Raw genomic sequence first — 26900 nt, forward strand, 5'->3', positions numbered from 1 at the left:
ATCTCTGCGTGCGGCCGCGCCGACCTCTGCTCGGCAGGCGCACAGGCGGGGCCCACGAGAATGGAAGACCCCGCCCTGCCGTGAGGAGCACATGATCGACGCCGACACCCGGACCGCCGTGGTCCGGAGACCCCGGACGCGGGCCGCGCGGACCCTCGCCGTCGCCTGCTTCCTCCTGCTCGTCGCCGTCGTGTGCACATGGATTCCCGGGCCGATCGGCACTGCCGGAGCCGCAGCGCTGCCGTGGCTCGGCGCGGCGCTGCTCGTCGTGGCGGTGCTGGCGCTGCTGCTCGCCCGCCGCGTGCTCCTCGTCCTGCTCGTCCCCGTCGTCGTCTGGGCCATGGCGATGGCGCCCGCCCTTCCCTCCTTCGGGGCCGCCGGCACTCCCGCCCTCACGATCGTGAGCCAGAACGTCCGGGCGCACTCCGGCGGCGCCGCGGCATCCGCCGACGAGCTCGCCGACACCGGCGCCGACGTGATCGCGCTGGTCGAGCTCGACGGCGACAGCCTCGCCGTCGCCGAAGGCGCGCTCGCCGAACGCTATCCGCACTCCTACGCGGTGGGCACCGTGGGGATCTGGAGCAGGTATCCGCTGGCGGATGCCGAGCCCCTCACCCTCGGCCTCGGATGGAAGCGGGCGATCAGGGTCACGGTCGAGGCTCCGGATGCCGCCACCGAGGTCTACGTGCTGCACGCGGCGTCCGTGCGACCCGGGCATCAGGACGCCCGCGACACCATGCTGTCGGGGCTGGCGGCGACCGTCGCCGCCGACCCTGCGGAATCCCTCATCGTCGTCGGCGACTTCAACGCGGCGTCGACGGATCCCGCGCTGAACCCCCTGCGCGGAGAGCTGGACTGGGTGCGCCCCACCGATGCGAGCCTGGGGCTGACCTGGCCCGCCGCCTTCCCCCTCACCCGCATCGATCAGGTCTTCACCCGGGGGCTGAGCACGATCTCGTCCACGACACTCCCGGCGGGCAACAGCGATCACCTCGCCACGAAGACCGTTCTCGGCCGATAGCCGCGACCCTTCCGCGTAACCTTCGCCGCGGGGCCCGCCGCCCGGGCGAGAATGGAACCATGGACTGGCAGACGACCTCTGAGGACACGGTGCCGTCGGCGCCGGTGACGGAGGCCGACGTCCGCCTTCTGCGCGCACGCCCCCCGGCGACCGGGGCCTGGCGCGACGGCGACACGATCGGCGGACGCAGGTTCGCGTCCTTCGGCACGTTCGGCACGGAGAGCGGTGTGGAGCTGCCCGGCATCCGACTCGCCTTCGAGACCTGGGGCGAGCTGAACGCCGCGCGCAGCAACGCGATCCTCGTGCTGCACGCCCTCACCGGAGACAGCCACCTCCGCGGCGACGCGGGGGCAGGGCATCCGACCGCCGGCTGGTGGGAGGACATCGTCGGTCCCGGCGCCCCCCTCGACACCGACGAGTGGTTCGTGATCGCGCCCAACATGCTCGGAGGATGCCAGGGCTCGACGGGCCCGGCGAGCATCGCCCCCGACGGCTACGAGTGGGCCTCGCGGTTCCCGTACCTGACGATCCGCGACCAGGTGGCGGCGCAGGTGCGCCTCGCCGACGCGATCGGCATCGACACCTGGGCCGCGGTCATCGGCGGCTCGATGGGCGGCATGCACGCGCTCGAATGGGCGATCTCCCACCCCGAGCGCGTCGATCGCCTCGCCGTGCTCTCCTCGCCTCCGGTCACCACGGCCGACCAGATCGCCCTGAACACGGTCCAGCTCGAGACCGTGCGGATGGATCCGCGGTTCCAGGGCGGTGAGTACTACGACCTCGCAGACGGCGACGGCCCGCACAGGGGGCTCGCCCTCGCTCGTCGCATGGCTCTGCTGAACTACCGCAGCCCGATCGAGCTCAACCAGCGCTTCCAGCGCTCGTGGCAGTCCGACGTGTCGCCGCTCGGCCACGGCGGACGCTTCGCCGTGGAGTCGTACCTCGACTTCCACGGCAACAAGTTCACGCGGCGCTTCGACGCGAACAGCTACATCACTCTCGTCGAGGCCATGAACTCGCACGACGTCGGTCGCGACCGCGGCGGCGTCGAGGAGGCGCTCCGCACGGTCACCGCGACGACGCTCGTCCTCGGGATCGACAGCGACCGGCTGTTCCCCGTCGACGGGCAGCACCGCATCGCCCGCAGCATCCCGAACACGCTCGACGGAAACGACGCCGTCGTGCTCACCAGCGACTTCGGCCACGACGGCTTCCTCATCGAGACAGATGCCGTCGGCCGCCACCTACGACGGCTGCTCGGCAGCTAGGGTCCAGGGCAGCGTCCTGGTCTCGAGGGCGAGCCCGTCCCACCGGAACGCCGAGCCGTCGATGCGGGTGCGGTAGAACGCGACCTCCGCGGTCGTGATCGCGTCCGCGGCTCGTGCGAACCCGAGCAGACCGTGGAGCGTCATCCACGTCGGAGGGAACAGCGACCACTCCCCCGCGCCGTGCCGCGCGAGCGCGTCCGCAGGTCGCACCCAGGCCACGTCTGCGACCTCGGCGGCAGAGGGCCGCACCTCGTCGTCGAGGGATGTGGCGAGGAAGAACCAGGTGCGGAAGCGCTTCGGGGCCTCGGCGGGCGGTGTCCAGCACGACAGCACCGTCAGATCGTCGATGACGACCCCGACCTCCTCGAACGCCTCGCGGGCGGCCGCCCTGCGCGCGTCCTCCTGCTCCGTCCCGCCGGGTGCCCGATCGGATGCCTCGACCGCTCCACCGGGGAACACCCACGCACCGGCGAACGAGCCGCGGTCAGGGCGGCGCATGAGCAGCGTCTCCGGACCGGCATCGGTGTCGCGCAGCAGCACGACGGTTCCGGCGACGGGAAGGTCTTCGGGGGCGTCCACCCCCACACTCTACGACCGGACGATCGCCGTCTTCCGCGACTCCACGCGGAAGGAGAGCAGGGCGATCAGCAGTCCGGCCACCGCGAGCGCCGCGCCGGTCCACGACGGCGCGGTGAAGCCCCAGCCCGCGGCGATCACGAGGCCGCCGAGGAACGCCCCCATGCTGTTGCCGATGTTGAGCGCCGAGTGGTTGAGCGCCGCGGCGATCGACTGGTTGTCTTCGGCCACGTCCATCAGGCGGGTCTGGATCGTCGGAGCGAGGACCGAGGACACGAATCCGACGACGAAGACGAGCACGGCGAGAGACACGATCCAGAACGAGAGCGCGGCGAGCAGCGCGAACACGGCCGCCATGATCGCGAGGCCGAACAGCAGGGTGCGCCGGAGATCGATGTCGGCGAGGTGACCCCCGACGATGTTGCCTCCGGTCATGCCGAGCCCCATCAGGACGAGCACGATGGGCACGACCCACTCCGGCGAACCGGCGACCTCCGTGACGAGAGGGGCGATGTAGCTGTAGACCGCGAAGAATCCGCCGAAGCCGATGGCGCCGACGCCGAGGGCGAACCACACCTGCGGGATGCGGAACACCCGCAGCTCGGAGCGCATCGTGCGCCCCGGCTCGCCCGGGTGCTCCGGCACGAAGAACGAGATGCACAGCGTCGCGAGGGCGAAGACCAGGGCGACCACGCCGAACGCGGCGCGCCAGCCCCACTGCTGGCCGAGGAAGGTCCCGAGCGGCACGCCCACGACGTTCGCGACCGTGAGGCCGGTCAGGATGAAGGCGACGCCCTTGGCCCTGTTGCCCGGGCCCATGACGTCGGCCGCCACGAGAGCGCCGATGCCGAAATAGGCTCCGTGCGGGAGGCCGGCGAGGAAGCGCGAGGCCCCGACGAGCTCGAACGTCGGCAGCACCACGGTGAGGGCGTTGAAGACGGTGAGTGCCAGGGCGAGGCCGATCATGACACGGTGCCGAGGGAAGCGGGCCACGAACCCGGCGATCGTCGGCGCACCCACCACCACACCGAGCGCGTAGAGGGAGATCAGCCAGCCGGCCTGGCTCAGCGCGTCCTCCGGGCTCGACGCCCACAGGGTCGGCAGAAGGTCGCCGGCGATGTCAGGGAGCAGGCCCATCACGACGAACTCGGTCATGCCGATGCCGAAACTGCCGATGGCGAGAGAGAGGAGCGCCCTCTTCGCCGCACCCCTCGTGTCAGTCGAGGGATTCACCCGTAAAGACTACCGGTCGCGCGCGATCACTCGGGCAGCCAGCCGCGGTAGATCAGCTCCGCGCCGTCGTGGCCGCGAGCGGCGTCCCAGAGATCCAGCCAGCGGCGCCTCGTCCCTGCGGGTCTCCACGGATCGGGACGCAGCTCGCTCGGGATCAGCGGGTCGTCTCGGAGCGCGAGCTCCAACGCATCGGCCAGGCGGAGCTGGCGGGCGACCGGCGACAACCCCGCAGGCAGGGCCACGAGCGCGCGATCGAGCTCCGCGTACGCAGCGAGGGTGGGCTGCGCCGGCCACAGCGACTCCACGATCTCCTGCGGATCCGTGACCCCCCTCATCGTGAGGTCGCCGGATGCGGCTGTCACGAGATACGGACCGGCGCCGGCCGGAAGGAACGCGGTCAGGTCGTGCGGCGTCACGTACAGGCCCGTCGAGAAGGGAGCGGCCCCGAGACTCACGATGTCTCTGCGGAACGCGTCGCGGATCGCACGGTGCGACTCCGGTGCGCTGATGCCGAGGAGCCGCCAGAATCCGTCCCAGGGCGCCTGCCCCGCGTCCTGGGCGAAGGCCAGCCGGACCGCGATCCGGTCGATGTCCAGCCGTGCTCGTCCGGACTCCGTGAGCTCGACGACTCCCGCACGTCCGCGACCGCGCTGCTCGACCTCACCGGCGGAGATGAGGCGCCTGAGCGCCAGCCTCACGGGCTGGTCCTCGATCCCCAGCTCGTTGGCGGTGGCGTAGATCAGAGCGAGGTCGACCTCGCCGGCGAACGGCAGGTGCGCTTCGATCAGGGTGCGCGGCGAGATCTGGTCGGTCATGAAGACAGCTCCTTGGTCAGCACCGTGTATCGATCGAAACCGTACACGAACCCCAGCAGACCCAGAGCGCCCGACTCGATCGGCACGAAGCCTCGACGCATGTACAGCGCGCGGGCGCGGGGGTTGCTGTCGACCACCGACAACCGCACGGACGTCGCACCCCTGGTCCTGGCAAGACGCTCTGCGGCATCGAGAAGAGAGGTGCCGATGCCTGCACCGCGCTGGGCGGCGTCGACGCAGATCCCGTCGAGCACGAGCGAGCCGGGATGCTCATCGCGAGCGAGCACGCTGAGGACGAGTGCCGCGCGCAGCGCTCCCCCGGTCGAGAGGTGGCTGCGCAGGGACTTCATGCTCAGCTCCACGGCGCCGGTGCCATCCGCGTGGAAGCCGCACACGCCGACGACGCCTCCCTCGGATCGCGCGACGAGCATCCGATCTGAGCGCATCGCCGCACGGATCACGCGGAGCCCCACGGCATCGTCGCCGAAGGCGGGACGCAGCTTCCTCCGGAACGCCTCCCAGTACAGCGCGCCGATGTGCTCCCGCTCGGACTCGTCGAATCCGAGGTCGATCTGCACAGCGTTCATGGTTCATTTCTATCAGATAGGCTACGTTCGTGCGCAATTCGAACTCTTGGCGAAAGCCCGTCATCATCGCCGGCATCGTCCTCGCCGTGGTGCTCGCCGCCGCGGGCGTGGTGCTCCTCGGAAACGACTACCGTTTCACCCAGACCGCGGTGCAGATCCCGACCCCCGACGGTCGACTCGACGGCGTGCTCACCATGCCGCGCACCGACTCGCCCCGAGGCCTCGTCGTCATGGTGCACGGCGACAGCGCCGTGGACGCGACGCAGGACGGCCTGTACTCCCCCTGGTTCGAGGGCGCGGCCGACGCGGGATTCGCAACGCTCTCCTGGAGCAAGCCGGGAGTCGGCGGATCGACAGGCGACTGGCTGGACCAGTCGATGGACGATCGCGCCGCCGAGGTGAGCGTCGCCATCGACTGGGCCCTGGGCCAGGCCGGCATCCCGACCGAGCGGATCATCCTGTGGGGAGCCAGCCAGGCGGGGTGGGTCATGCCGAAGGTCGTGGCCGCGCGCGACGACATCGACGGCGTGGTCGCGGCGGGGACGGCGATCAACTGGCTCACGCAGGGTCGATTCAATCTCCTCGCCGACCTCGACCACGAGAACGCGACCGAAGCCGCCCGCGCGCAGGCCATCGCCGAGAGCGACGCCGTGCGCGGGCTCCTCGACCGCGGCGCCTCGTACGAGGAGTATCGCGAGATCACCACCGACGATCCGCCGATGACCGCCGAGCGATGGGCGTTCGTCGCCCGCAACATGCACGCCGACGCCACCGCGGACCTCCGCGCCTCCGCGGTGCGGGAGATCCCGGTCCTCCTCCTCATCGGCGAGCACGACCGCAACGTCGACGTCGATGAGACCGAGCGCGTCTACCGCGACGTCTTCGGCTCGGCGCTGAGCGTGCGTCGGGTCGACTCGGCGCACTCCCTGGCGCGTCCGGTCGTCGAAGACAACGCGTTCGTCGGAACACTGATCGGCACGGTGTGGCCGAGAGCTCTCCTCGCTCTGGGCGTGATCGACGCCTACACGGGCTCTCTCCGCGCCATCGACTGAGACTCCGAGACCCTTCGGGGCAGTTCGTCTGGCGCGGCGCTATTCGGCGGACTCGTCGATCGCCGCCTCCAGGCGCTCGATCTTGGCGTCGAGCTCGCCGGAGTAGCCGGGGCGGATGTCCGCCTTCAGCACGAGCGAGACGCGGGAGCCGAACGGCATCACCGCCTCGGTGGCGCGCTTCACGACATCCATCACGGAGTCCCAGTCCGGGCCCTCGATCTCGGTGAACATGCTCGTGGTGCGGTGCGGGAGTCCCGACTCGCGGACGACGCGGACGGCGGCGGCGACCGCGTCGTGCACCGACGCGTCGTCGCGTTCGGATCCTCCGGACGGTGTGCCGCTCGGGGCGACGGAGAAGGCGATGAGCATGTTCACTCCCTGGTGTTCGATGTGGGGCGGGCTGGCACCCGCAGCAGCGCGCGGATGCCGAGGATGAAGAGGACGACGAGGAGGACATTGCGCAGCGACAGCACGATGACGGGCAGCAGCTCTGCGCGCAGCAGGGCGTCGTAGTTCAGCGGATACACGAGGCAGGTCAGCAGCGCGAGAGCCAGCACGACCCCTGCGGGTGCCTTCGCTCTGACGCGATCGAGCACGAGCCAGAGGATGACCGGCGCGAGCAGCCAGGTCTGGAACTGCGGAGACCCCACCTTGTTCATCACGATGAGCGTCGTCGCCAGCGACAGCGCGAGCGGCGGGAACAGCCGGGAGAAATCCGCCCCGCGTATGGCCTTGACGGCGCCGATCACGGCGATGACGAGGACGACGAGCGCCATCAGCGGGGTGAGCGCGGCGCCGACAGCATCCGCCCCCTGCGCCGAGATCTGGAAGGTGAGGATGTCGTAGCTGTACTCGATGCGCGCCGAACCGGCGACGGCGAGCCAGAGGAACGGCGTCGCCGCCACCGCCTCGATCTGCAGGCCGCGGCCGGTCTGCTCGGAGAGGAACCCGAGGATCTCCTGCCGGGCCCCCAGCAGGTACAGCGCGACGATCACCGCGGCGGTGACGGATGCGGCGGCGAGGAGCATTCGCACCCGCGCCTTGAACGCCACGACGGCCGCGAGCAGCAGGGCTCCCGGCCAGATCTTGATCCACGCGCCGACCGTGAGCAGCGCGGCGGCGAGCGCGGGGCGACGGGTGAGCCAGAGCCCGGCGATCACCACGAGCGGCACGGTCACGGCATCGATGCGGTACAGCGCGATGGGGCCGAGAAGGAGCAGGGCCACGATCCAGAACCATGCGGCGACACGTCGCGGTCGTGCCGGAGAGCGCCCGAGCAGCACGCCGAAGGCGATCGCGTCGAGGGCCGTCACCATCGCCGCCCACGCGAGGAGATAGGCGCTCGATGCGCCGAGAGCCGGGATGAGCGGCAGCGACATCGCCTTGGCCAGCAGCATGGGCAGGAGGGCGAGCTGCGGATACACCCAGGTCTCCGTGACACCCACGATCGGTCCACCCGACAGGGCGGATGCCGCCCACGGCTCGTACACGAGCACCACGTCGCCCATGGGCTGGCTCGGGTACACCCAGCCCACGACGACCGTGAACAGGTGCACGAGCAGGAAGGCCGTCCAGAGCCCGACCAGTCGGACGTCGCCGGAGCGATTCACGAGAGCAGGTCCCCGATCGCACGGGGAAGCGCGGCGGCGACGTCCAGGGCGACGATCGGATGCCCCTGACCGGTCGCCTCCGTGCCGATGACTCCCGCGGCGAGCCTGCCCGCGCGGCCGTGAAGCCAGGCGCCGGCGGCGGCGATCTCCGCGATCGGAGCCTCAGGGCACGCCGCGAGCAGTGCGCCGATGACCCCCGCGAGGACGTCGCCGGTGCCCGCCGTGGCGAGCCAGCCGGTGCTCTCTCGGACGCTCAGGACGACCCCGTCGCGATCGGCGACGAGCGTGCGGGCGCCTTTGAGCAGCACGGTGCCGCCGAGCGCTGCAGCGACCTCGGCGACCGCCGATTCAGGGCTCTGATCTGCAGGGCGCAGCCGCAGACTCTCCCGAAGACGCGCGAACTCCCCCGCGTGCGGGGTGACCACGAACGGCGCCGCCGCGCCGAGAGCGAGATCGAGAGCACCCGCGTCGACCACGACGGGCGCGGCGTCCGCGAGGACCTCCCGCAGCGCGGTCGTCTCCTCCTCGGTACGCAGAGCGGCATCGGTGCCGGACCCGATCACCCACGCGCCCACGCGCGAACGACCGGCATCCTGGGCGATCACCGTCTCAGGGCGGCGCGCGAGCACGGCATCCGCTGCCCGGCCCGGCCCGACGTACCGCACGAAGCCGGCCCCCGCCCGCCACGCAGCCTCGACGCCCAGCACGGCCGCGCCCGGGTAGGCGTCCGACCCTGTGCGCAGGGCGACGACGCCGCGCGAATACTTGTCAACGGCGTCCGAGGGCGCTCTCAGGAAGCGCGCGGTATCGCTCCGCGACCACTCTCGGACATCGACCATGACTCCACGTTAGTGCGACGACCCTCGGTACCTCCCGCAGCGGCTAGCGTCGGAGGAGTGAGCATCCTCTTCTCTCCCCTGAGCGTCCGATCCGTCACCCTCCGCAACCGGCTCTGGGTCTCACCCATGTGCATGTACAGCGCGGTCGACGGCGTCGTGCAGGAGTGGCACCACACGCACCTCGCCCAGTTCGCGTCCGGCGGGGCCGGGCTCATCATCGCCGAGGCGACGTCGGTCGTCCCCGAGGGGCGGATCTCGCCGCGCGACGCCGGCCTGTGGAACGACGAGCAGCGCGATGCGTGGGCGCCGATCGTGCAGGCGATCCACGACCGCGGCGCCGCCGCCGGAATCCAGCTCGCCCACGCCGGGCGCAAGGCGTCGACGTGGTGGCCGTGGGCGGCGGAGCGCGGTTCGGTGCCCGCCGCAGAGGGTGGCTGGACCACTCTCGCGCCCTCCGCCGTGGCCTTCGACGGCTTCGCCGAGCCCCGCGCTCTGGATGGCGCCGGGATCGACGCGGTGGTCGAGGCCTTCGCGGCATCCGCTCGTCGCGCGCTCGACGCCGGGTTCGACGTGCTCGAGATCCACGGCGCGCACGGCTACCTGCTGCACCAGTTCCTCTCCCCCCTGTCGAACCTCCGGGAGGACGAGTACGGTGGCTCGCTGGAGAACCGGGCGAGGCTGCTGCTCCGTGTCATCGACGCCGTCCGCGCCGAGGCGGGGGCCGACGTGCCCGTGTTCGTGCGGATCTCGGCGACCGACCACGCCGACGGAGGCTTCACAGCCGAGGAGGCGACGACTGTCGGCACGTGGTCCTCCGAGCACGGCGCCGACCTCATCGACGTGTCCAGCGGCGGGCTCGTCGCTCATCAGCGGATCGACGTCTTCCCCGGCTACCAGGTCGCGCTGGCCGAGACCGTGCGCCGAGGCGGGAGGGTCCCCGTCTCGGCGGTCGGACTGATCACCGCGGCCGAGCAGGCGGAGCAGGTGCTCGTCGACGGTGCGGCCGATGCGATCTTCGCCGGCCGGGAGTGGCTGCGCGATCCGCACTTCGGGCTCCGCGCCGCGCACGAGCTCGACGCGCAGACGACCTGGCCTCCCCAGTACGAGCGCGCCCGCTGGCGCTGAGCCCCGGAGGGCGCGCGGTCAGTGACCGCGCACCCTCCTGGTCGCGTCCTGGACCTCGCCGACGAGCTCCTCGAGGATGTCCTCGAGGAACAGCACGGCGGTGGTCTCGCCCTCCGCGTTCCGCACCTTCGCCAGGTGGCGTCCGGCGCGGCGCATCACGGCGAGCGCATCCTCGAGGTCCGTGTCCTCCTGCACCGGCACCATGTGGTGGATGCGCTTCGCCGGCAGCGGCTCGGCCATCCTCACCTCGGCGTTCGGCCCCTCGGAGGCGCGCAGGATGTCCTTGAGGTGGACGTACCCGATCGGGGTGTCCTCGGCGTCGACGATCACGTAGCGGGAGAACCCGTAGCGGGCGACCGCCTTCTCGATGTCGTCGGGCGTCGTCGACTGCGGCAGCGTCACCAGATCGCTCAGCGGCACGGCGACGTCGCGCGCCTTCTTGTCGGTGAACTCGACGGCGGCCGCCACGGTGCCCGCCGAGTCGGCCAGCACGCCCTCGCGGCGGGACTGGTCGACGATCGTCGCCACCTCGCCCAGGGTGAACGTCGACGCTGCTTCGTTCTTCGGCTCCACGCGGAACAGCCGCAGCACGCCGTTCGCGGCGGCGTTGAGCACCCAGATGACCGGCATGAAGACCTTCGACACCCAGACCAGCGGCGGGGCGAGCAGCAGCACGGCGCGGTCCGGCAGCGAGAACGCGAGGTTCTTCGGCACCATCTCGCCGAACACCACGTGCAGGAACGACACGATCAGCAGCGTGATCGTGAAGGACACGGCGTCGACGACGGCATCCGTCCACCCGAACGCATGCAGCGGAGCGGCGAGCAGATGGTGGATCGCCGGCTCGGAGACGTTCAGGATCAGCAGCGAGCAGATCGTGATGCCCAGCTGCGAGGTCGCGAGCATGAGCGTCGCGTGCTCCATCGCGTACAGCGCCGTCTTGGCCGAGCGGGAGCCCTGCTCCGCGCGCGGCTCGATCTGCGAACGACGAGCCGAGATGACGGCGAACTCGGCGCCGACGAAGAAGGCGTTGCCGATGAGCAGCACCACGAGCCAGACGATTCCCGCCCAATCGCTCATCGGGTCACCTCCTCATCCGCGTCCTCTGATCTCGGGACGTAGCGGATGCGGTCGACCCGTCGGCCGTCCATGCGCACGACCTGGAGCACACCCGATTCGAGAGGCACCTCGTCGCCCACCGCGGGCACGCGCTCGAGGACGCTCATGACGTAGCCGGCGACGGTGTCGTAGACATCGCCCTCGGGCACCTCGACGCCCGCACGGCTGCGCAGCTCGTCCGGTCGCAGCTCGCCGGGGAAGGTCACGCCGTCGCGACCGACGATGACGCCCGCGCGGGTGCGGTCGTGCTCGTCGGACACCTCGCCGACGATCTCCTCGATGAGGTCCTCGAGGGTGACCAGACCCGCGGTGCCGCCGTACTCGTCGACGACGACGGCGAGCTGATAGCCGCGGGCCCGCAGCTCGGAGATGAGTCCGTCGATGTGCACCGTCTCCGGCACGCGCAGCGGCTCGGTGGCGAGCGCGCCCACCGGCACCTCGGAGCGACGGTCGCGCGGCACCGAGATGGCGGCCTTCAGATGGACCACGCCGGTGATGTCGTCGAGGTCGTCGTCGTACACGGGGAAGCGGCTGTGCCCGGTGCGCCGAGCGAGCTGGATGACGTCATCGGCCGAATCACCCGCGGCGATCGCGTGCATGCTGGGTCGTGCCGTCATGACGTCGGCGGCGGTGAGCCGTGCGAAGGTCAGAGTGCGGTCGAGCAGCGTCGCGGTGTCCTCTTCGAGCAGGCCGGCCATGGCGGAACGGCGGACGAGCGAGGAGAGCTCCTCGGCGGTCCTGGCGCCGGAGAGCTCCTCCTTGGGCTCGACGCCCATGCTGCGCAGCACGCCGTTCGCGCTCCCGTTGAGCACGACCACGGCCGGTTTGAACACGGTCGTGAACGCCACCTGGAAGGGGATGACCATCTTCGCCGTCGCCAGCGGCAGCGCGAGGGCGAAGTTCTTGGGGACGAGCTCGCCGAGGATCATCGACAGCGAGGTCGCCACGACCATCGCCACGACGGTCGAGATCGGCGCGATCGCCGCCTCGGGGATGCTCCACGCGACGAAGGTCGGGCGCAGGAGGTTCGACAGCGCAGGCTCCATCGTGTATCCGGTGAGGAGCGTCGTCAACGTGATGCCGAGCTGCGCCGCCGACAGGTGCGTCGACGTGTGCCTGAGCGCACGGATCGTGAGGGAGAGCCGGGTCTCGCCGCGAGCCTGACGCGCTTCGAGTTCGGCACGGTCGAGGTTGACCAGCGCGAACTCGCTCGCGACGAACAGGCCGGTCCCGACTGTGAGCAGGAGCCCCACGCCCAACAGGATGTAATCCATCAGAGGTTCCTCTCGCTATCGAGAGGCGGGCGGTGGGGCGATGTACTGCAACTGGGAGGGTCGTCCATGGTGAGCACGATTGTACAGAATCCGGCTGAGGGTCAGGCACGCCCGAAGCGCCCGCCCTCTCCTGAGCCTCTCGTGCCGACAGCGGCTCGGGCGCAGCACCCCGCGCGACGAGGTTCTCGCGGCGCGACTACCAGCTGACGGGCAGGGCCTTGCCCTCTTCGTAGCCGGCCGCCGACTGAAGACCCACGAGCGCGCGGTCGTGGAACTCCGCCACAGACGACGCACCGGCGTAGGTGAACGAGGAGCGGACGCCGGAGGTGATCATGTCGAGCAGATCCTCGACGCCCGGACGCAGCGGGTCGAGGTAGATCTTCGACGAGGAGATGCCCTCGGCGAAGAGCTCCTTGCGCGCGCGCTCATAGGCGTCCAGCCGACCGAATCGGGCCTGGACGGCCTTGGTCGACGCCATGCCCCAGGACTCCTTGAAGATCCGCCCGTCCGCATCGCGCTGCAGCTCGCCCGGCGCCTCGATCGTGCCGGCGAACCAGGATCCGACCATGACCGACGCGGCTCCCGCGGCGAGCGCCAGCGCCACGTCGCGCGGGTAGCGCACTCCCCCGTCGGCCCAGACGTGGGCGCCGAGCGACCGCGCTGCTTCGGCGGTCTCGAGCACGGCGGAGAACTGCGGACGCCCGACGGCGGTCATCATGCGCGTCGTGCACATCGCGCCGGGGCCGACCCCGACCTTCAGGATCGTCGCTCCGGCGTCGACCAGGTCGCGCACGCCGTCGGCGGTGACGATGTTGCCGGCGACGATCGGCAGTCCGAGGTCGAGCGACGACACCTCGCGCAGCGCGCGCAGCATCCCCTCCTGGTGCCCGTGCGCGGTGTCGACGACGAGGACGTCCACACCGGCCGCGGCCAGCGCACGGGCCTTGGACGCCACGTCGCCGTTGATGCCGACGGCCGCGGCGACCGCGAGACGGCCGTCCGTGTCGAGGGCGGGGCGGTACAGGGTCGATCGCAGCGCGCTGCGAGCGCTGAGGGTGCCGACCAGGTGTCCGTGGCGGACGATCGTCACCATCTCGACACCGGCATCGGTGATCACGTCGAACGCGTGCCGCTCGGAGCCGATGTCGTCCGCGTCGAGCGAGGGCGTGCCCGTGTGCACGAGATCCCCGAGCTGAGCATCCGTCAGCGCGGTCGCAAGGCGTGCGGCGGGCAGGATGCCGAGGATCTGCTCGACCGTGTAGGGGGCCGTCCCCTTCGCCACGACGATGCCGTGCCCCGCGGTCGCGGGGAGCAGTCGGAGCGCCTCGGAGACGGATGCCGTCGGCGGGAGCACGAGGGGCGTGTCCCAGAGCACCGGCTGGTCCTTGACGTCGCGGATCGCGGCGTCCAGGTCCTGCAGCGGCATGTCCTGCGGAAGCACCCCGAGCCCACCGCGTCGCGCGAGCACCGCGGCGAGCCGCGGCCCCGTCACGGAGTTCATGTTCGAGGCGACCAGCGGCAGCGTCGCCGGGGTGCCGTCGTTCGGGGCGAGATCGACCTGCAGACGGCTCGTCACGCCGGATCGGCGCGGCACGAGGAACACGTCCGAATAGGTCAGATCGACGGTGGGCTGCTTGCCTGCGAACTCCATGACTCCACGGTACCGAGATCATCGGCATCTTGGCGCGCCGCGACGACGAATCCCCGGGGGAAACACGTTAGGCTTGTGGGTCGAGAGTGTGCAGACCCGGGCGCATCCTGCGTCCTTGCGAGCACACGTTGAGATTCAGCGATGAAAGAGGGCGATCGAGCGTGTCGAACCAGGTGACCGGCGTCGGGGGCGACGGGGGGTTCGGAGCCAATTCCTGGCTCGTCGAAGAGCTCTACGAGCAGTTCAAGGTGAACCGCGACTCCGTCGACAAGGAGTGGTGGCCGATCCTGGAGAAGTACCAGTCGGATGCCGCGACCGGCACCGCCGCAGCCGCACCTCCCGCTCCCGCTCAGCCCGCGCACCCCGTGACGGCTCCGATCCCCGTCATCGGCGCGCAGCCCGTCGCACGCACCACGGCCAAGCCCGCAGCAGCCGCCCCGATCCCCGCCCAGGCGCCGAAGCCCGAGGCGAAGGAGACGGCAGTCGACGCGGCCGAAGAGGACAAGGTCACCCCGCTGCGCGGACTGCCCAAGACCCTCGCCGCGAACATGGACGAGTCGCTCACGGTTCCGACCGCCACCAGCGTCCGCACCGTTCCCGCGAAGCTGATGATCGACAACCGCATCGTCATCAACAACCACATGGCTCGCACCCGCGGCGGCAAGATCAGCTTCACGCACCTCATCGGCTGGGCGCTCATCCGCACGCTCGACGAGTTCCGCAGCCAGAACGTCTTCTACGCCGAGATCGACGGCAAGCCCTCGGTCGTCGCCCCCGCACACGTCAACCTCGGGATCGCGATCGACCTCCCCAAGCCCGACGGCACCCGCGCCCTCATGGTGCCGAGCATCAAGCGCGCCGACACGATGACGTTCAGCGAGTACCTCGTCGCGTACGAGGACCTCGTCACCCGCGCTCGCAACAACAAGCTCACCGCCGCCGACTTCCAGGGCACCACGGTCTCGCTCACGAACCCCGGCGGCATCGGCACCGTGCACTCCGTGCCGCGTCTGATGAAGGGCCAGGGCTGCATCATCGGCGCCGGCGCCCTCGAGTACCCCGCCGAGTTCCAGGGCGCGAGCGACAAGACGCTGAACGAGCTGGCGATCGGCAAGACGATCACCCTCACCAGCACCTACGACCACCGCGTCATCCAGGGCGCCGGATCCGGCGAGTTCCTGAAGAAGGTGCACGAGCTGCTCATCGGGCAGCGCGGCTTCTACGACGACATCTTCGCCGCCCTGCGCATCCCCTACGCGCCGATCCGCTGGAACGCCGACATCGCGGTGGACCTCGCCGAGCGCGTCGACAAGCAGGCTCGCGTGCAGGAGCTCATCAACTCGTTCCGCGTCCGCGGACACCTGATGGCCGACATCGACCCTCTCGAGTACGTGCAGCGCTCGCACCCCGACCTCGAGATCGAGAACCACGGCCTCACCTTCTGGGACCTCGACCGCGAGTTCGTCACCGGCGGATTCGGCGGACGTCGCATCGCGAAGCTGCGCGACATCCTCGGCGTGCTGCGCGACTCGTACTGCCGCACGCTGGGCATCGAGTACATGCACATCCAGGACCCGGAGCAGCGCCGCTGGTTCCAGGAGAAGGTGGAGGTCAAGTACCAGAAGCCCGGTCATGACGAGCAGCTCCGCGTCCTCCGCAAGCTCAACGAGGCCGAGGCGTTCGAGACCTTCCTGCAGACCAAGTTCGTCGGCCAGAAGCGCTTCTCCCTCGAGGGCGGCGAGTCCCTCGTCCCCCTGCTCGACGAGATCCTCCAGGGCGCCGCGAACGCAGGACTCGAGGGTGCAGCGATCGGCATGGCCCACCGCGGCCGCCTGAACGTCCTCACCAACATCGCCGGCAAGACCTACGGCCAGGTGTTCCAGGAGTTCGAGGGACACCAGACCCCGGGCAACCAGCGCGGCTCCGGTGACGTGAAGTACCACCTCGGCACCGAGGGCACCTTCATCGCCGAGGACGGCGCTCAGCTGCCCGTCTACCTCGCGGCGAACCCCTCGCACCTGGAGACCGTTGACGGAGTGCTCGAGGGCATCACCCGCGCGAAGCAGGACCGCAAGCCCATCGGCACCTTCACCTGGCTGCCGATCCTCGTGCACGGCGACGCCGCGTTCGCCGGACAGGGCGTCGTCGTCGAGACGCTGCAGATGTCGCAGTTGCGCGGCTACCGCACGGGCGGCACCATCCACGTCGTCGTGAACAACCAGGTCGGCTTCACCACGACCCCGAACGACGGCCGCACGTCGGTGTACTCCACCGACGTCGCCAAGACGATCCAGGCGCCGGTCTTCCACGTGAACGGCGACGACCCCGAGGCCGTCATCCACGTCGCACAGCTGGCGTTCGAGTACCGCGAGCGGTTCCACCGCGACGTCGTCATCGACCTGGTCTGCTACCGCCGCCGCGGCCACAACGAGGGAGACGACCCCTCGATGACGCAGCCGCTGATGACCGACCTCATCCAGGCGAAGCGCTCGGTGCGCAAGCTCTACACCGAGTCCCTCGTCGGACGTGGCGACATCACCGAGGAGGAGTACGACCAGGCGAAGGCCGACTTCCAGAACCGTCTGGAGATCGCGTTCGCCGAGACGCACGCCGCCGAGACCGGTGCGACCCCGATCGCCCCCGACCTGCTGCCCGTCGACGAGCAGATCGGCGCGCCCGAGGTCACCGGCGTCGCGAAGGAGGTCATCCAGCTCATCGGCGATGCCTTCGTGAACAAGCCCGAGGGCTTCACGGTGCACCCGAAGATCCAGCAGCTGCTCGACAAGCGTCTCGACATGAGCCGCAACGGCGGCATCGACTGGGGCTTCGGCGAGCTGCTCGCCTTCGGCTCCCTGCTCGTGGAGGGCACTCCGGTGCGTCTCGCCGGTCAGGACTCCCGTCGCGGCACGTTCGTGCAGCGCCACGCGACCCTGCACGACCGCGCGAACGGCCAGGAGTGGCTGCCGCTGTCGAACCTCTCCGACGCCCAGGGCCGCTTCTTCGTCTACGATTCGCTGCTCAGCGAGTACGCCGCCCTCGGCTTCGAGTACGGCTACTCCGTCGAGGCGCCCGAGGCGCTCGTGCTGTGGGAGGCGCAGTTCGGCGACTTCGTCAACGGCGCCCAGTCCGTCATCGACGAGTACATCTCCGCCGCGGAGCAGAAGTGGGGCCAGCAGTCCAGCGTGACCCTGCTGCTCCCGCACGGCTACGAGGGCCAGGGTCCCGACCACTCGTCGGCGCGCATCGAGCGCTTCCTGCAGCTGTGCGCGCAGGAGAACATGATCGTGGCCCGCCCGTCGACCCCCGCCTCGCACTTCCACCTGCTGCGCCGTCAGGCCTACGCACGTCCGCGCAAGCCGCTGATCGTGTTCACGCCGAAGGCGATGCTGCGTCTGCGCGGCGCCACCAGCCCCGTCGAGGCGTTCACCAGCGGGCGCTTCGAGCCGGTCATCGACGACGACCGCGGTCTCGACCGCAGCGCTGTCAAGCGGGTGCTCGTGCACTCGGGCAAGGTCCACTGGGACCTCCGCGCCGATCTCGAGAAGAACCCGAACCCGGAGGTCGCGCTCGTCCGTCTCGAGCAGCTGTACCCGACCCCGATCGACGAGCTGAAGGCGATCACCGACTCCTACCCGAACGCCGAGCTGGTGTGGGTGCAGGAGGAGCCGGAGAACCAGGGCGCCTGGCCGTTCCTGGCTCTGGCCTTCGCCGACGTCCCCGGAGACCGCACGTTCCGCCCGGTCGCCCGCGCGGCGTCGGCCTCCCCCGCGACCGGCTCGTCGAAGGTCCACGCGGCCGAGCAGGCGACGCTGATCCGCGAGGCGCTCACCGTCTGAGCACGTGAAAAGGGCGCCCCGACGTCAGTCGGGGCGCCCTTTCGCGTATCTCTCCTGATTCAGCGGAGGGATGCCGTGGCCGGCATCCGCTGGGCGAAGCGCTCGTCCGTGCTGAGCCCCGCGCTCGCCCGCGCGAGTGCTGCGGCATCCGCTCCCGCGTCGCCGAGCACGAGCAGGGCGGCTCCGAGCACAGGCGGGGCGTCGACGATCGACAGTCTCGCGAACGGGACCCGCGCGGCGAGCCCCTCGGTGATGCCCGCCAGCAGGAGCGGGTCGCGCGCTCTCGCGACGCCTCCGCCGAAGACGACGGGGACGTCGGCATCGAGGAGTCCGAGCCGGTCGATGCATGCGGCCACGTACGCGACGACCTCCTCCGCCTGACGCTGCACGACGGAGCGGGCCACGGCGTCGCCGGCGTGAGCGGCCTGGAAGATGAGCGGCGCCAGTCGGGCGAAGCCCTCGTCGGCCCGGCGGCCGAGGTGGACGTCCTCGATCAGCGCGCTCACGCTCGGCGCATCGATCGCGTCGAGCAGCAGCGGAAGCAGCGCGGTCGCGGGCCCCCGTCCGTCTTCGGCGCGTGCCGCATGCCACACCACGGCGTCGCCCAGCTCGCTCCCGCCGCCCCAGTCGCCGGACAGCGGGCCCAGCGCGGGGAACCGCACCGCGGCGCCGTCCGCTCGCACGCCGATCGCGTTCATGCCCGTCCCGCAGATCACCGCCACCGCGTCGCCCGAATCGGTGCCCGCCCTCAGCAGGGCGTGCAGGTCGTTCTCGGCGACGACCGAGCCCGCCGCCCAGGGCAGCGGAGCGATCGCCGACCGGAAGGCCTCGATCTCATCGGTCAGGTCGAGGCCGGAGAGGTACAGGCCGACGTGGACGAGCCGCCGCGGATCTCGATCGCCGAGAGCCTTCACGACGAGCTCGTCGATGATCCTCACGGACTCGTGGAGGCCTTCGAGCTGCGGACTCGAGCCGTGGCCGCGCTCCCAGGCGATCACGGCGCCGGTCACGTCGAGCAGCACGACATCCGTCTTGGAGCCTCCTCCGTCGACGGCGAGGACCAGATCGGATGCCGCGGTCACGCCCACTCCAGGAACCGGGAGTTCGCCGCCAGCAGCAGATCGGTGAGCTTCTCCGCTCTGTCGTGCTGCAGGACCAGCGGGTGCGCGCGCATCGCGCGGAGCACTCGATCGCGGCCCCCGTGGACCGCGGCGTCGAGGGCGAGGCGCTCGTACCCGGCGACGGCGCTGATCAGTCCGCTGATGTCGTCGGGAAGCGGGGCGACCGGCTCGGCGACGAACCGTCCGTCGATGTGCCTGGCCGGCACCTCGATCACATGGTCGTCGGGGAGGAAGGGCAGCACGCCGTCGTTCCGGAGGTTGACGACCCTGGGCAGCTCGGTGCCACCGCGGATCGCGATGAGCAGCTCGATCGCCGCCTCCGAGTAGAACGCGCCGCCGCGCTTCTCCAGGATCTCGGGCTTGGTGTCGATGGCGTCGTCGGCGTAGATGCCCAGCAGCTCCTGCTCGATCGCGCGCACCTCCTGCGCCCTGGTGGATGCGTGCAGCTGTTCGTGCAGCACCTCGTCGTGCGCGTAGTAGTAGCGCAGGTAGTACGAGGGGATGACGCCGAGCTGCGAGAGCAGCGCGGGTGCGAGCTCGACGTCCTCTGCGAGCTCGCCCAGACGCGTCTCGAGCGCATTCGGCAGCATGTCGACGCCGTCGACGAACACTCCGCGCTCCCAGGTGAGGTGGTTCAGACCGACGTGCGCGAGCGCGACACGGTCGGGGGCGACCCCGGCCTCCGAGGCGAAACGGCGCTGGAAGCCGATGGCGACGTTGCACAGACCGACGGCGCGGTGCCCCGCCTGGAGCAGCGCACGGGTGACGATGCCCACCGGGTTCGTGAAGTCGACGATCCAGGCGTCGGGCTTCGCGTGCGTGCGGACGACCTCGGCGATCCGCAGCACGACCGGAACCGTGCGCAGCGCCTTCGCAAGTCCCCCGGGGCCTGTCGTCTCCTGGCCGATGCAGTCCACGTCGTGCGGCCAGGACTCGTCCTGCTCACGGGCATCCTGGCCCCCGACGCGCAGCTGGATCAGCACGGCATCCGCGTCGGAGACGCCGGCGACGAGGTCGTCCGTCGTCGTGAGGCGGGCAGGGTGCCCTCCTCGGAGCAGCATGCGACGTGACATGCCTCCGACGAGCTCGAGCCTCGTGCGGTCGGTGTCGACGAGCACGAGCTCCTCGATGGGAAGTTCCCTCTGAAGTCGGATGAAGCCGTCGATCAGCTCCGGGGTGTAAGTCGATCCACCGCCGACGATGGCGAGTTTCATCTGCTCTCCTTGTGCTTTCTTCTGTGCGCCCGTGCGGGTCACTGTGTGGGGATTCGGTCTTCGAGCCGGCCGCGGATCTGCTCCACGAGCAGACGCCGGGCTCCGGCGAGAACGGCGCTGTCGCCGGTCGTGCTGAGTCGGACGGAGGGAGTCGGCCGCTCCTCGCTGAGGACGATCTCGCCGACGAGCTCGGCGAGGCGATCCCCGCCCGCGAGCGAGGTCGGACCGCCGAGCACGACGAGCTGCGGATCGAGCACAGCGAGCACGGGCTCGATGGTCACGGCTATGCGCCCGGCGATCTCCCGCAGCGCGCGCTCGTCCCCTGCGATCGCGGCGACGCCCTGCGGATAGCGTGCCGTCGACGGCGCTCCGGCGAGGTTCATGACGTACGCGGAGCCGAGCAGGGCGGTGGTCACGGCACCCGGCTCCCCCGGTCTGCCGGCCACGGTCAGGTAGCCGATCTCACCGGCTCCGCCATGAGCGCCCCGATGGATGGAGCCGCCGAGGTCGACCCCGATGCCGAGTCCGACGCCGATCCAGAGGAGAGCGAAGCTGCCGGCATCCTGAGCGACCCCGAAGGCCCGCTCGGCCATGGTGGCGAGATTGACGTCGTTCTCCAGGGTCGCCGACACACCGAGGCTCGATTCGATCCGTTCTCGGGAACCCTCCGACGGCCAGCCGGGGAGCGTGTCGGTCAGGGACAGCGTGTCGGAGCCGCTGCTGACGGCGGCCTGCAGTCCGACGGTCACGGCCTCGACCGTGCTCCGTTCGGCACCGGATGCCGCGCACGCCGCCTCGATGGCCCGGCCGACATCGCTCTCCGGCGACCGCTCCACGTCGTGGACCGGCAGCTCGATGATCGGATGCGGTGTGCCGAGAGCATCGACGAGAACGGCCTGGATGCCGTCGTCGAGCATGTTGACGGCGACTCCGTTGATCCGATCGTTGCGGACGCCCCAGCTCACGGCGCTCGGACCTCTGCTGCCGGCGACCTCACCGACCGGGGCGACGAGGTCGGCGCGCTCCAGACGGGCGATCATCTGCGTCGCCGTCGGCTTCGACATCCCCGAGAGCTCTCCGAGGCGCGTGCGCGTGAGCGCGCCGTGCTCGAGGAACAGACGAAGGGCTTCGCGGTCGTTCCTGGTGCGCAACCAGGACGAGGTGCCCGGGTCGATCTGTGACATGGATGCTCCTTTCGCTGATCGGGATGGTCGTTCGGGTCGCCGGATCCACCTCCCCGCTCGTGCGGGGTGGCAGGCCGTGCGAACGGTGTCAGTGGATGCCGAGCTCGGCGCGTACCTCGTCGCGGAGCCGACCGAGGTTGTCGGGTTCGGGGGCGGCGGCGAGGAGGGTGCGGGTGTACTCGTGCTGAGGGTGCAGGATCACGTCGTCCGCGGGACCGCGTTCCACGACATCCCCCTTGTAGAGCACCATGATCTCGTCGCTGAAGTGGCGGGCCGTCGCGAGGTCGTGCGTGATGTACAGCACGCCGAGGTTCTCCTCCCGCTGCAGATCCGCGAGCAGATTGAGGACTCCGAGCCGGATCGACACGTCCAGCATGCTCACCGGCTCATCCGCGACGATGAACCGGGCGCCGGGGGCGAGGGCGCGGGCGATCGCGACGCGCTGCCGCTGCCCGCCCGACAGCTCGTGCGGACGCCGGTCCACGTAGTCCGCGGCGGGCGACAGGCGCACGCGATCCAGCAGCCCGAGCACACGCTCCCGCACCTGCGCCGACGACAGACCGGGGTGGTGCAGCCGGATCGGCCGCTCCAGGTGGTGACCGATCGTGTGGAACGGGTTCAACGACGCGAACGGATCTTGGAACACCATCTGCACGTCCGACCGGTACGCGGCCAGAGCTCGTCCCCTGGTGGGCGTCTCGACCCCGTCGATCAGGATGCTCCCCGACGTCGGCGTCTCCAGCTTCATCAGCATCCGCGCGATCGTGGACTTCCCCGATCCGGACTCCCCCACCAGAGCGACGGTCCGCCCGGCCTCGACGGTGAACGACACGTCCTTCACCGCATGGAGGACGGTCGAGCGGAACCCCGATCGCAGATGGAAGTCCTTGCTGAGATTCCGCGCCTCCAGCGACGCCACCGCTTCCGCGCTCATCGGACACCCTCCTGGCTCGCGCCTGTGCGCACGAAGTCCCCGCGCTCACCCGTCAGCGACGGGAAGCTCGACAGCAGCCGCTTCGTGTACTCGTGCTGCGGAGACCGGTAGATGTCCTCCGCGGTCCCCTCCTCCACGATCTGCCCCTGCAGCATCACCGCGATCCGATCGCTGATCTCGATCAGCATCGGCAGGTCGTGCGTGATGAAGATCACCGCGAACCCCAGCCGCTCGCGCAGCCGCATGATCTCCCGGATGATGCCCCGCTGCACGACCACGTCCAGCGCCGTCGTCGGCTCGTCCATGATCATCACCTGCGGGTCCAGCGCCAGAGCCATCGCGATCATCATGCGCTGCCGCATGCCGCCGCTCAGCTCGTGAGGGAAGGAGGTCAGACGCGCCGGATCCACACCCACCAGGGTGAGCAGCTCCTCCGCGCGCGCCTGCTTGTCCCGCCGCGCCATCCCCGGGCGATGCGTATCGAAGATGTCGAAGATCTGCGCCCGCACGTCGATCACCGGGTTCAGGGAGTTCATCGCGCCCTGGAACACCATCGAGATCTTGTCCCACCGGAACGCCCTGAGGCCCTCGCCGTCGAGCGCCACGATGTCGATGTCCCGACCGTCGCGGTCGTGGAACACGATCTCGCCGCTCGTCATCAGCGCCGGAGCCTTCAGCAGCCGGTTCAGTCCGTACGCGAGAGTGGTCTTGCCGCACCCCGACTCCCCCGCGAGCCCCAGGATCTCCCCCCGGTTCAGCGTGAGCGACACATCCCGTACCGCCCGCACCGGCGGATCCACCTCGTACTCGATCGACACGTTGCGCGCCGACAGCACCGGAACACTCATGCGACAGCTCCCTCTCCGCCGATGCCGCGACCGGAACGGCGTGCGCGGCGCTGACGCCGCGCAGCGGCCGGAGCCAGGCGCAGCTTCGGGTTCACGATCTCGTCGATCGCGAAGTTGATCAACGACAGTCCGGTGCCGATCAGGGCGATGATCGCGCCCGGCGGCACGAACCACCACCACGCACCGCTGCCGACGGCCTGGCCCGTCTGGGCGTCGTTGAGCACGGTCCCCAGCGTGATCGATCCCGTCGGCCCCAGACCGAGATAGGAAAGACCCGCCTCCCCCAGCACTGCGAAGATGACGCCGAAGATGAGCTGGGCCGCCAGCAGCGGCACGAGGTTGGGAAGGATCTCGACGAAGATCACGCGCATCGGCCGCTCCCCGGCGACCACGGCGGCGGCGACGTAGTCGCGCGTCCGCAGCGAGCGTGCGGTGCCCCGAAGCACCACGGCGGATCCTGCCCACCCGGTGACCCCGAGCACGAGGGCCACGAGCAGCGAGCTGCGCGCGAGCGCCCCGAGGCCCTCAGTGTGCTGCACGTAGGCCGCGATGACCATCACGAGCGGCAGACCGGGGATCACGAGCATGATGTTCGTCAGCAGCATCAGCGTCTCGTCGAGGACGCCGCCGAAGTAGCCGGCGAGCACACCGAAGACGAGGGCGAGCACGAGCGACACGACGCCGGCGACGACGCCGACGAACAGCGACCCCTGCGTACCCGTGGCGACCTGCGCGAGCACGTCGTAGCCGAGCTTCGTCGTGCCGAACGGATGCTCCAGGCTGGGCGGGAGCAGCGGATCGAAGTCGGCGTTCCTCGGGTCTCCCGTGAAGAGCGGCCCGAGCAGGCCGAACAGGACGATCGCGACGATGATGACGATGCCCGAGAGCAGCTTGCCCGAGAGCTTGGGGAAGACGCGGCGCGGGCGGTCCGCCCGGGAGACCGCGACGGCATGCGTGGAGTCGGCGACGGGCGCCTCGATCAGATCAGCCATTGCGACGCACCCTCGGGTCGATGAAGCCGTACAGAAGGTCGATGAGGAAGTTCGCCGCCAGCACCGTGAGGGTGATCACGAGGAACACTCCCTGCATGAGGGCGTAGTCGAGGCTCTGCACCGACTGGATCATCAGCTTGCCGATGCCCGGATAGCTGAATACCTGCTCGGTCACGATGGAGCCGGCGACGACGAAGCCCAGCGCGATCCCGAAGCCCGCGAGGCTGGGGATCGATGCGTTGCGGGCCGCGTAGGCGCCGCGGATGCGGGAGGGACGCAGTCCCTTCGCCTCCGCCGTGAGCACGTAGTCCTCCGCCATGGTCTGCACCATCATGTTGCGCATGCCGAGCAGCCAGCCGCCGACCGAGGAGATGACGATCGTCGCGGCGGGGAGCAGCGCATGCACGAAGACGCTCCCGAAGAACGGCAGGCTCCATTCGGGGCCTCCGGGGTACTCGAAGACGTCGTAGGCGCCGATGATCGGCAGTATCCCCAGCTGCACCGAGAACACGGCGACGAGCACGAGTGCGAGCCAGAAGTACGGGATCGACTGCAGGAAGGTCGTGATCGGCACGAGCTGGTCGACCCAGGTGCCGCGGAACCATCCCACCCATGCGCCCCCGATGATGCCGAGCACGAAGGAGATGACGGTGGCCGCTCCGACGAGCGTCACCGTCCACGGCAGCGCCGCGGCGATGAGGTCGCTCACCGGGACCGGATACTTGGTCAGGGAGACCCCGAGGTCTCCGTGCAGCATCCGGCCCCAGTAGGCGATGTACTGGTCCCACAGGCTCGATCCCTTGTCACCGCCGAGGAGAGCGGTGACGGCGTCGACCGTCTCCTGCGACAGCTGACGTCCGCCACGGCGGAGCTTGCCCAGCATGATCGCGACAGGGTCGCCCGGAAGCATCCGGGGCAACAGGAAGTTGAGGGAGACGGCTGCCCAGAGCGTCACGACGTAGAACACGATGCGGCGGATCCAGAACTTCACGCCGTCCTCCTCTCGCAGGATCGAACCATGGAACCGGCCTTACTTCTTGACCGGACGCAGGTGCGTCAGGATGACCGCGGATGCCGTGGACAGGTACGGCAGCGGCGCCGCGAACATGTCGCTCTCGGTCGGCCAGCCCGTGAAGTCCGCCGTGTTGAAGAACGACTGCGAGGCGTTCAGCACCACGGGGATGTAGGGCAGATCCTTCGCGATCTCGGTCTGGATCGTCGCGTAGGCCTGCTGCTTCGTCGCCTCGTCGAGCGTGCTTCCGGCCTGGAGCACCGCGGCGTCGACCGTCGCATTGCTGTAGCGGGCGTAGTTCTGCCCCTTCGTCGGCGTCTCGCCGACCTTGGCCGTGGCGGGAGTGGCGAAGTACTGGTCGTAGTTCGAGAAGGGATCGGCGACGAGCGACTGGGTGAGGCCGTACAGCGCGAGCTGGAACTGGCCGTTCGCGACCTGGCTCCAGTACTCGGTCTCCGAGACGGTGCGGGCGGTCACGCGGATTCCGGCCTTCGCGGCCTGAGAGCTGATCAGCTTCGCGGCGTCGTTGTAGTCGGTCCAGCCGTCCGGCGAGAACAGGTCGAGCTCGATCGGCGTGCCGTCCTTGCCGTAGAAGCCGTCGCTGTCCTTCGTGTAGCCGGCCGCTTCGAGGATCTCCGCCGCCGATGCGGCGTCGGGCTTCTGCGGGCTGGTCGCGAGCTCGGGGTCGCCGAGCCACTTCTCGTCGCGCGGAAGCAGCGCGAAGCTCGGGGACGCCTCACCGGCGAGTCCCGCGAAGGCCTTCGAGGTGATGGCGCTGCGGTCGATGGCGAGGTTCAGCGCCTGCCGCACTGCGGGGTCGGTCTGGGCGCCCTCGCAGCCGAGAGACACGTCGGAGCAGGTGGTGATCACCGTCGGGTCCTGCTGCTGGTTCATGGTGCTGATCCGCCCGTTCGACGTGACGCCGTCGGGGTTCGCGATGAACTGGCCGACCCAGTCGAGCTTGCCGGTCTTGAGCAGGTCCTCGGCCGACTGGTTCGAGTCGATGCCGATGTCCTGCACCTCCTTGACGTCGGGCGCGCCCTCGCGGAAGAGCGGATTCGCCTCGAGGGTGTAGGCGGCGTCGGTGAACGACTTGAGCGTGTACGGCCCTGAGCCGACCGGGTCCGTGTTGGTCTCTGTCATGTAGTCGGTGATGTCCGACCAGATGTGCTTCGGGATGATCCACGTCGAGCCGAGGATCATGGAGGTCGCGGTGAACTTGGGCGTCGAGTACGTCACGACGACGGTCGTGGCGTCCGGAGCCTCGGCCGACACCATGTCGGGATCGAGGTTGGAGGCGTATCCCAGGCTGAAGGCGACGTCCTCGGACGTGAGGTCCTTGTCGTCCGACCACTTGAGGTCGGGCTTGATCTTGATGGTGAGGACGGTGCCGTCCTCGTTGAACTCGTATGAGTCGCCGATCAATCCGACGGGTGCGTCCGCCGAGAGCTGGTTGAAGAAGAACAGCGGCTCGTAGATCGCACCGTAGGTCATGTGCGTGGCGGTGTCGACGGCGAACGGGTTGAAGTTGTTGGTGATCGGCGTCATCGATCCGGACCACATCCGCAGCGGGCGGTCACCGGCTGAGG

At 69.9% G+C, this 26900-nt stretch carries 23 protein-coding genes; 5 read left to right on the forward strand and 18 right to left on the reverse strand.

From position 1 onward, the window contains the following. The first annotated feature begins 91 nt into the window (after positions 1–91). Together LC438_RS11675 and LC438_RS11680 are read left to right on the forward strand one after the other, a co-directional pair. Positions 92–1021, forward strand: a complete 930-nt coding sequence (locus tag LC438_RS11675; RefSeq protein ID WP_105676522.1) for an endonuclease/exonuclease/phosphatase family protein — start codon at positions 92–94, stop codon at positions 1019–1021. Between the two features lie 59 nt (positions 1022–1080). Further along, entirely contained in the window at positions 1081–2289 is a 1209-nt protein-coding gene (locus LC438_RS11680) for a homoserine O-acetyltransferase (protein ID WP_223586664.1), read from the forward strand. On the opposite strand, the gene LC438_RS11685 is transcribed toward LC438_RS11680, so the two are convergent. Genes LC438_RS11685 through LC438_RS11700 form a run of 4 tightly spaced genes read right to left on the reverse strand, consistent with a single transcriptional unit; the run spans position 2266 to position 5500 of the window. Next, complete coding sequence (locus LC438_RS11685; protein WP_105676519.1) at positions 2266–2868, reverse strand: NUDIX domain-containing protein; 603 nt, start codon at positions 2866–2868, stop codon at positions 2266–2268. The genes LC438_RS11680 and LC438_RS11685 overlap by 24 nt on opposite strands. A 9-nt stretch (positions 2869–2877) precedes the next feature. After that, positions 2878–4098 (reverse strand): MFS transporter, encoded by a 1221-nt coding sequence (locus LC438_RS11690; RefSeq protein WP_105676518.1) that lies wholly within the window; start codon positions 4096–4098, stop codon positions 2878–2880. A gap of 26 nt (positions 4099–4124) precedes the next feature. Beyond that, positions 4125–4913, reverse strand: coding sequence for a PaaX family transcriptional regulator (locus LC438_RS11695; protein WP_223586665.1), 789 nt, complete (start codon positions 4911–4913; stop codon positions 4125–4127). Then, positions 4910–5500: a GNAT family N-acetyltransferase gene (locus LC438_RS11700; protein ID WP_223586666.1), complete on the reverse strand. Its 591-nt coding sequence runs from the start codon at positions 5498–5500 to the stop codon at positions 4910–4912. Before LC438_RS11700 ends, LC438_RS11695 begins: the two co-directional genes overlap by 4 nt. 29 nt (positions 5501–5529) lie before the next feature. Here LC438_RS11700 and LC438_RS11705 point away from each other — a divergent pair, with 29 nt between their 5' ends. Continuing rightward, positions 5530–6552 (forward strand): S9 family peptidase, encoded by a 1023-nt coding sequence (locus LC438_RS11705; protein WP_223586667.1) that lies wholly within the window; start codon positions 5530–5532, stop codon positions 6550–6552. A gap of 39 nt (positions 6553–6591) precedes the next feature. On the opposite strand, the gene LC438_RS11710 is transcribed toward LC438_RS11705, so the two are convergent. Genes LC438_RS11710 through LC438_RS11720 form a run of 3 tightly spaced genes read right to left on the reverse strand, consistent with a single transcriptional unit; the run spans position 6592 to position 9001 of the window. Beyond that, positions 6592–6921, reverse strand: coding sequence for a thiamine-binding protein (locus tag LC438_RS11710; RefSeq protein ID WP_105676514.1), 330 nt, complete (start codon positions 6919–6921; stop codon positions 6592–6594). A gap of 2 nt (positions 6922–6923) precedes the next feature. Then, positions 6924–8162: a hypothetical protein gene (locus LC438_RS11715; RefSeq protein WP_223586668.1), complete on the reverse strand. Its 1239-nt coding sequence runs from the start codon at positions 8160–8162 to the stop codon at positions 6924–6926. Beyond that, a complete protein-coding gene (locus LC438_RS11720; protein ID WP_105676512.1) occupies positions 8159–9001 on the reverse strand; it encodes an NAD(P)H-hydrate dehydratase in 843 nt (280 codons plus the stop codon). The genes LC438_RS11715 and LC438_RS11720 overlap by 4 nt, the downstream gene beginning before the upstream one ends. Before the next feature lie 57 nt (positions 9002–9058). Here LC438_RS11720 and LC438_RS11725 point away from each other — a divergent pair, with 57 nt between their 5' ends. Next, a complete protein-coding gene (locus LC438_RS11725) occupies positions 9059–10126 on the forward strand; it encodes an NADH:flavin oxidoreductase/NADH oxidase (RefSeq protein ID WP_105676511.1) in 1068 nt (355 codons plus the stop codon). A gap of 18 nt (positions 10127–10144) precedes the next feature. Here LC438_RS11725 and LC438_RS11730 read toward each other — a convergent pair whose 3' ends face one another. The 3 genes from LC438_RS11730 to LC438_RS11740 form a co-directional block, all read right to left on the reverse strand. After that, positions 10145–11206, reverse strand: a complete 1062-nt coding sequence (locus tag LC438_RS11730) for a hemolysin family protein (protein ID WP_105676509.1) — start codon at positions 11204–11206, stop codon at positions 10145–10147. Beyond that, positions 11203–12519: a hemolysin family protein gene (locus LC438_RS11735; RefSeq protein ID WP_105676507.1), complete on the reverse strand. Its 1317-nt coding sequence runs from the start codon at positions 12517–12519 to the stop codon at positions 11203–11205. Before LC438_RS11735 ends, LC438_RS11730 begins: the two co-directional genes overlap by 4 nt. 196 nt (positions 12520–12715) lie before the next feature. Beyond that, positions 12716–14170, reverse strand: coding sequence for a GuaB1 family IMP dehydrogenase-related protein (locus tag LC438_RS11740; protein ID WP_223586669.1), 1455 nt, complete (start codon positions 14168–14170; stop codon positions 12716–12718). A 161-nt stretch (positions 14171–14331) separates the two neighbouring features. On the opposite strand from LC438_RS11740, the gene LC438_RS11745 reads away from it, so the two are divergent. Continuing rightward, entirely contained in the window at positions 14332–18006 is a 3675-nt protein-coding gene (locus tag LC438_RS11745; RefSeq protein WP_223586670.1) for a multifunctional oxoglutarate decarboxylase/oxoglutarate dehydrogenase thiamine pyrophosphate-binding subunit/dihydrolipoyllysine-residue succinyltransferase subunit, read from the forward strand. Between the two features lie 59 nt (positions 18007–18065). Here LC438_RS11745 and LC438_RS11750 read toward each other — a convergent pair whose 3' ends face one another. The 8 genes from LC438_RS11750 to LC438_RS11785 form a co-directional block, all read right to left on the reverse strand. After that, complete coding sequence (locus tag LC438_RS11750; protein ID WP_223586671.1) at positions 18066–19088, reverse strand: BadF/BadG/BcrA/BcrD ATPase family protein; 1023 nt, start codon at positions 19086–19088, stop codon at positions 18066–18068. Further along, positions 19085–20341 (reverse strand): 6-phospho-beta-glucosidase, encoded by a 1257-nt coding sequence (locus LC438_RS11755; protein WP_223586672.1) that lies wholly within the window; start codon positions 20339–20341, stop codon positions 19085–19087. Before LC438_RS11755 ends, LC438_RS11750 begins: the two co-directional genes overlap by 4 nt. 38 nt (positions 20342–20379) lie before the next feature. Continuing rightward, positions 20380–21525 (reverse strand): ROK family transcriptional regulator, encoded by a 1146-nt coding sequence (locus LC438_RS11760; protein ID WP_105676500.1) that lies wholly within the window; start codon positions 21523–21525, stop codon positions 20380–20382. 88 nt (positions 21526–21613) lie between these two features. Beyond that, a complete protein-coding gene (locus tag LC438_RS11765; RefSeq protein WP_105676499.1) occupies positions 21614–22459 on the reverse strand; it encodes an ABC transporter ATP-binding protein in 846 nt (281 codons plus the stop codon). Next, the gene (locus tag LC438_RS11770) at positions 22456–23307 is read right to left on the reverse strand and encodes an ABC transporter ATP-binding protein (RefSeq protein WP_223586673.1); all 852 of its coding nucleotides are present in this window, start codon (positions 23305–23307) and stop codon (positions 22456–22458) included. Before LC438_RS11770 ends, LC438_RS11765 begins: the two co-directional genes overlap by 4 nt. Further along, positions 23304–24299, reverse strand: coding sequence for an ABC transporter permease (locus LC438_RS11775; RefSeq protein ID WP_223586674.1), 996 nt, complete (start codon positions 24297–24299; stop codon positions 23304–23306). The genes LC438_RS11770 and LC438_RS11775 overlap by 4 nt, the downstream gene beginning before the upstream one ends. Further along, positions 24292–25290, reverse strand: a complete 999-nt coding sequence (locus tag LC438_RS11780) for an ABC transporter permease (RefSeq protein WP_105672435.1) — start codon at positions 25288–25290, stop codon at positions 24292–24294. Before LC438_RS11780 ends, LC438_RS11775 begins: the two co-directional genes overlap by 8 nt. 39 nt (positions 25291–25329) lie before the next feature. After that, the gene (locus tag LC438_RS11785; protein ID WP_223586675.1) at positions 25330–26859 is read right to left on the reverse strand and encodes an ABC transporter substrate-binding protein; all 1530 of its coding nucleotides are present in this window, start codon (positions 26857–26859) and stop codon (positions 25330–25332) included. Positions 26860–26900 lie beyond the last annotated feature (41 nt).

The organism is Microbacterium sp. OVT16B, assembly GCF_019969705.1.
Classification (GTDB): domain Bacteria; phylum Actinomycetota; class Actinomycetes; order Actinomycetales; family Microbacteriaceae; genus Microbacterium; species Microbacterium natoriense.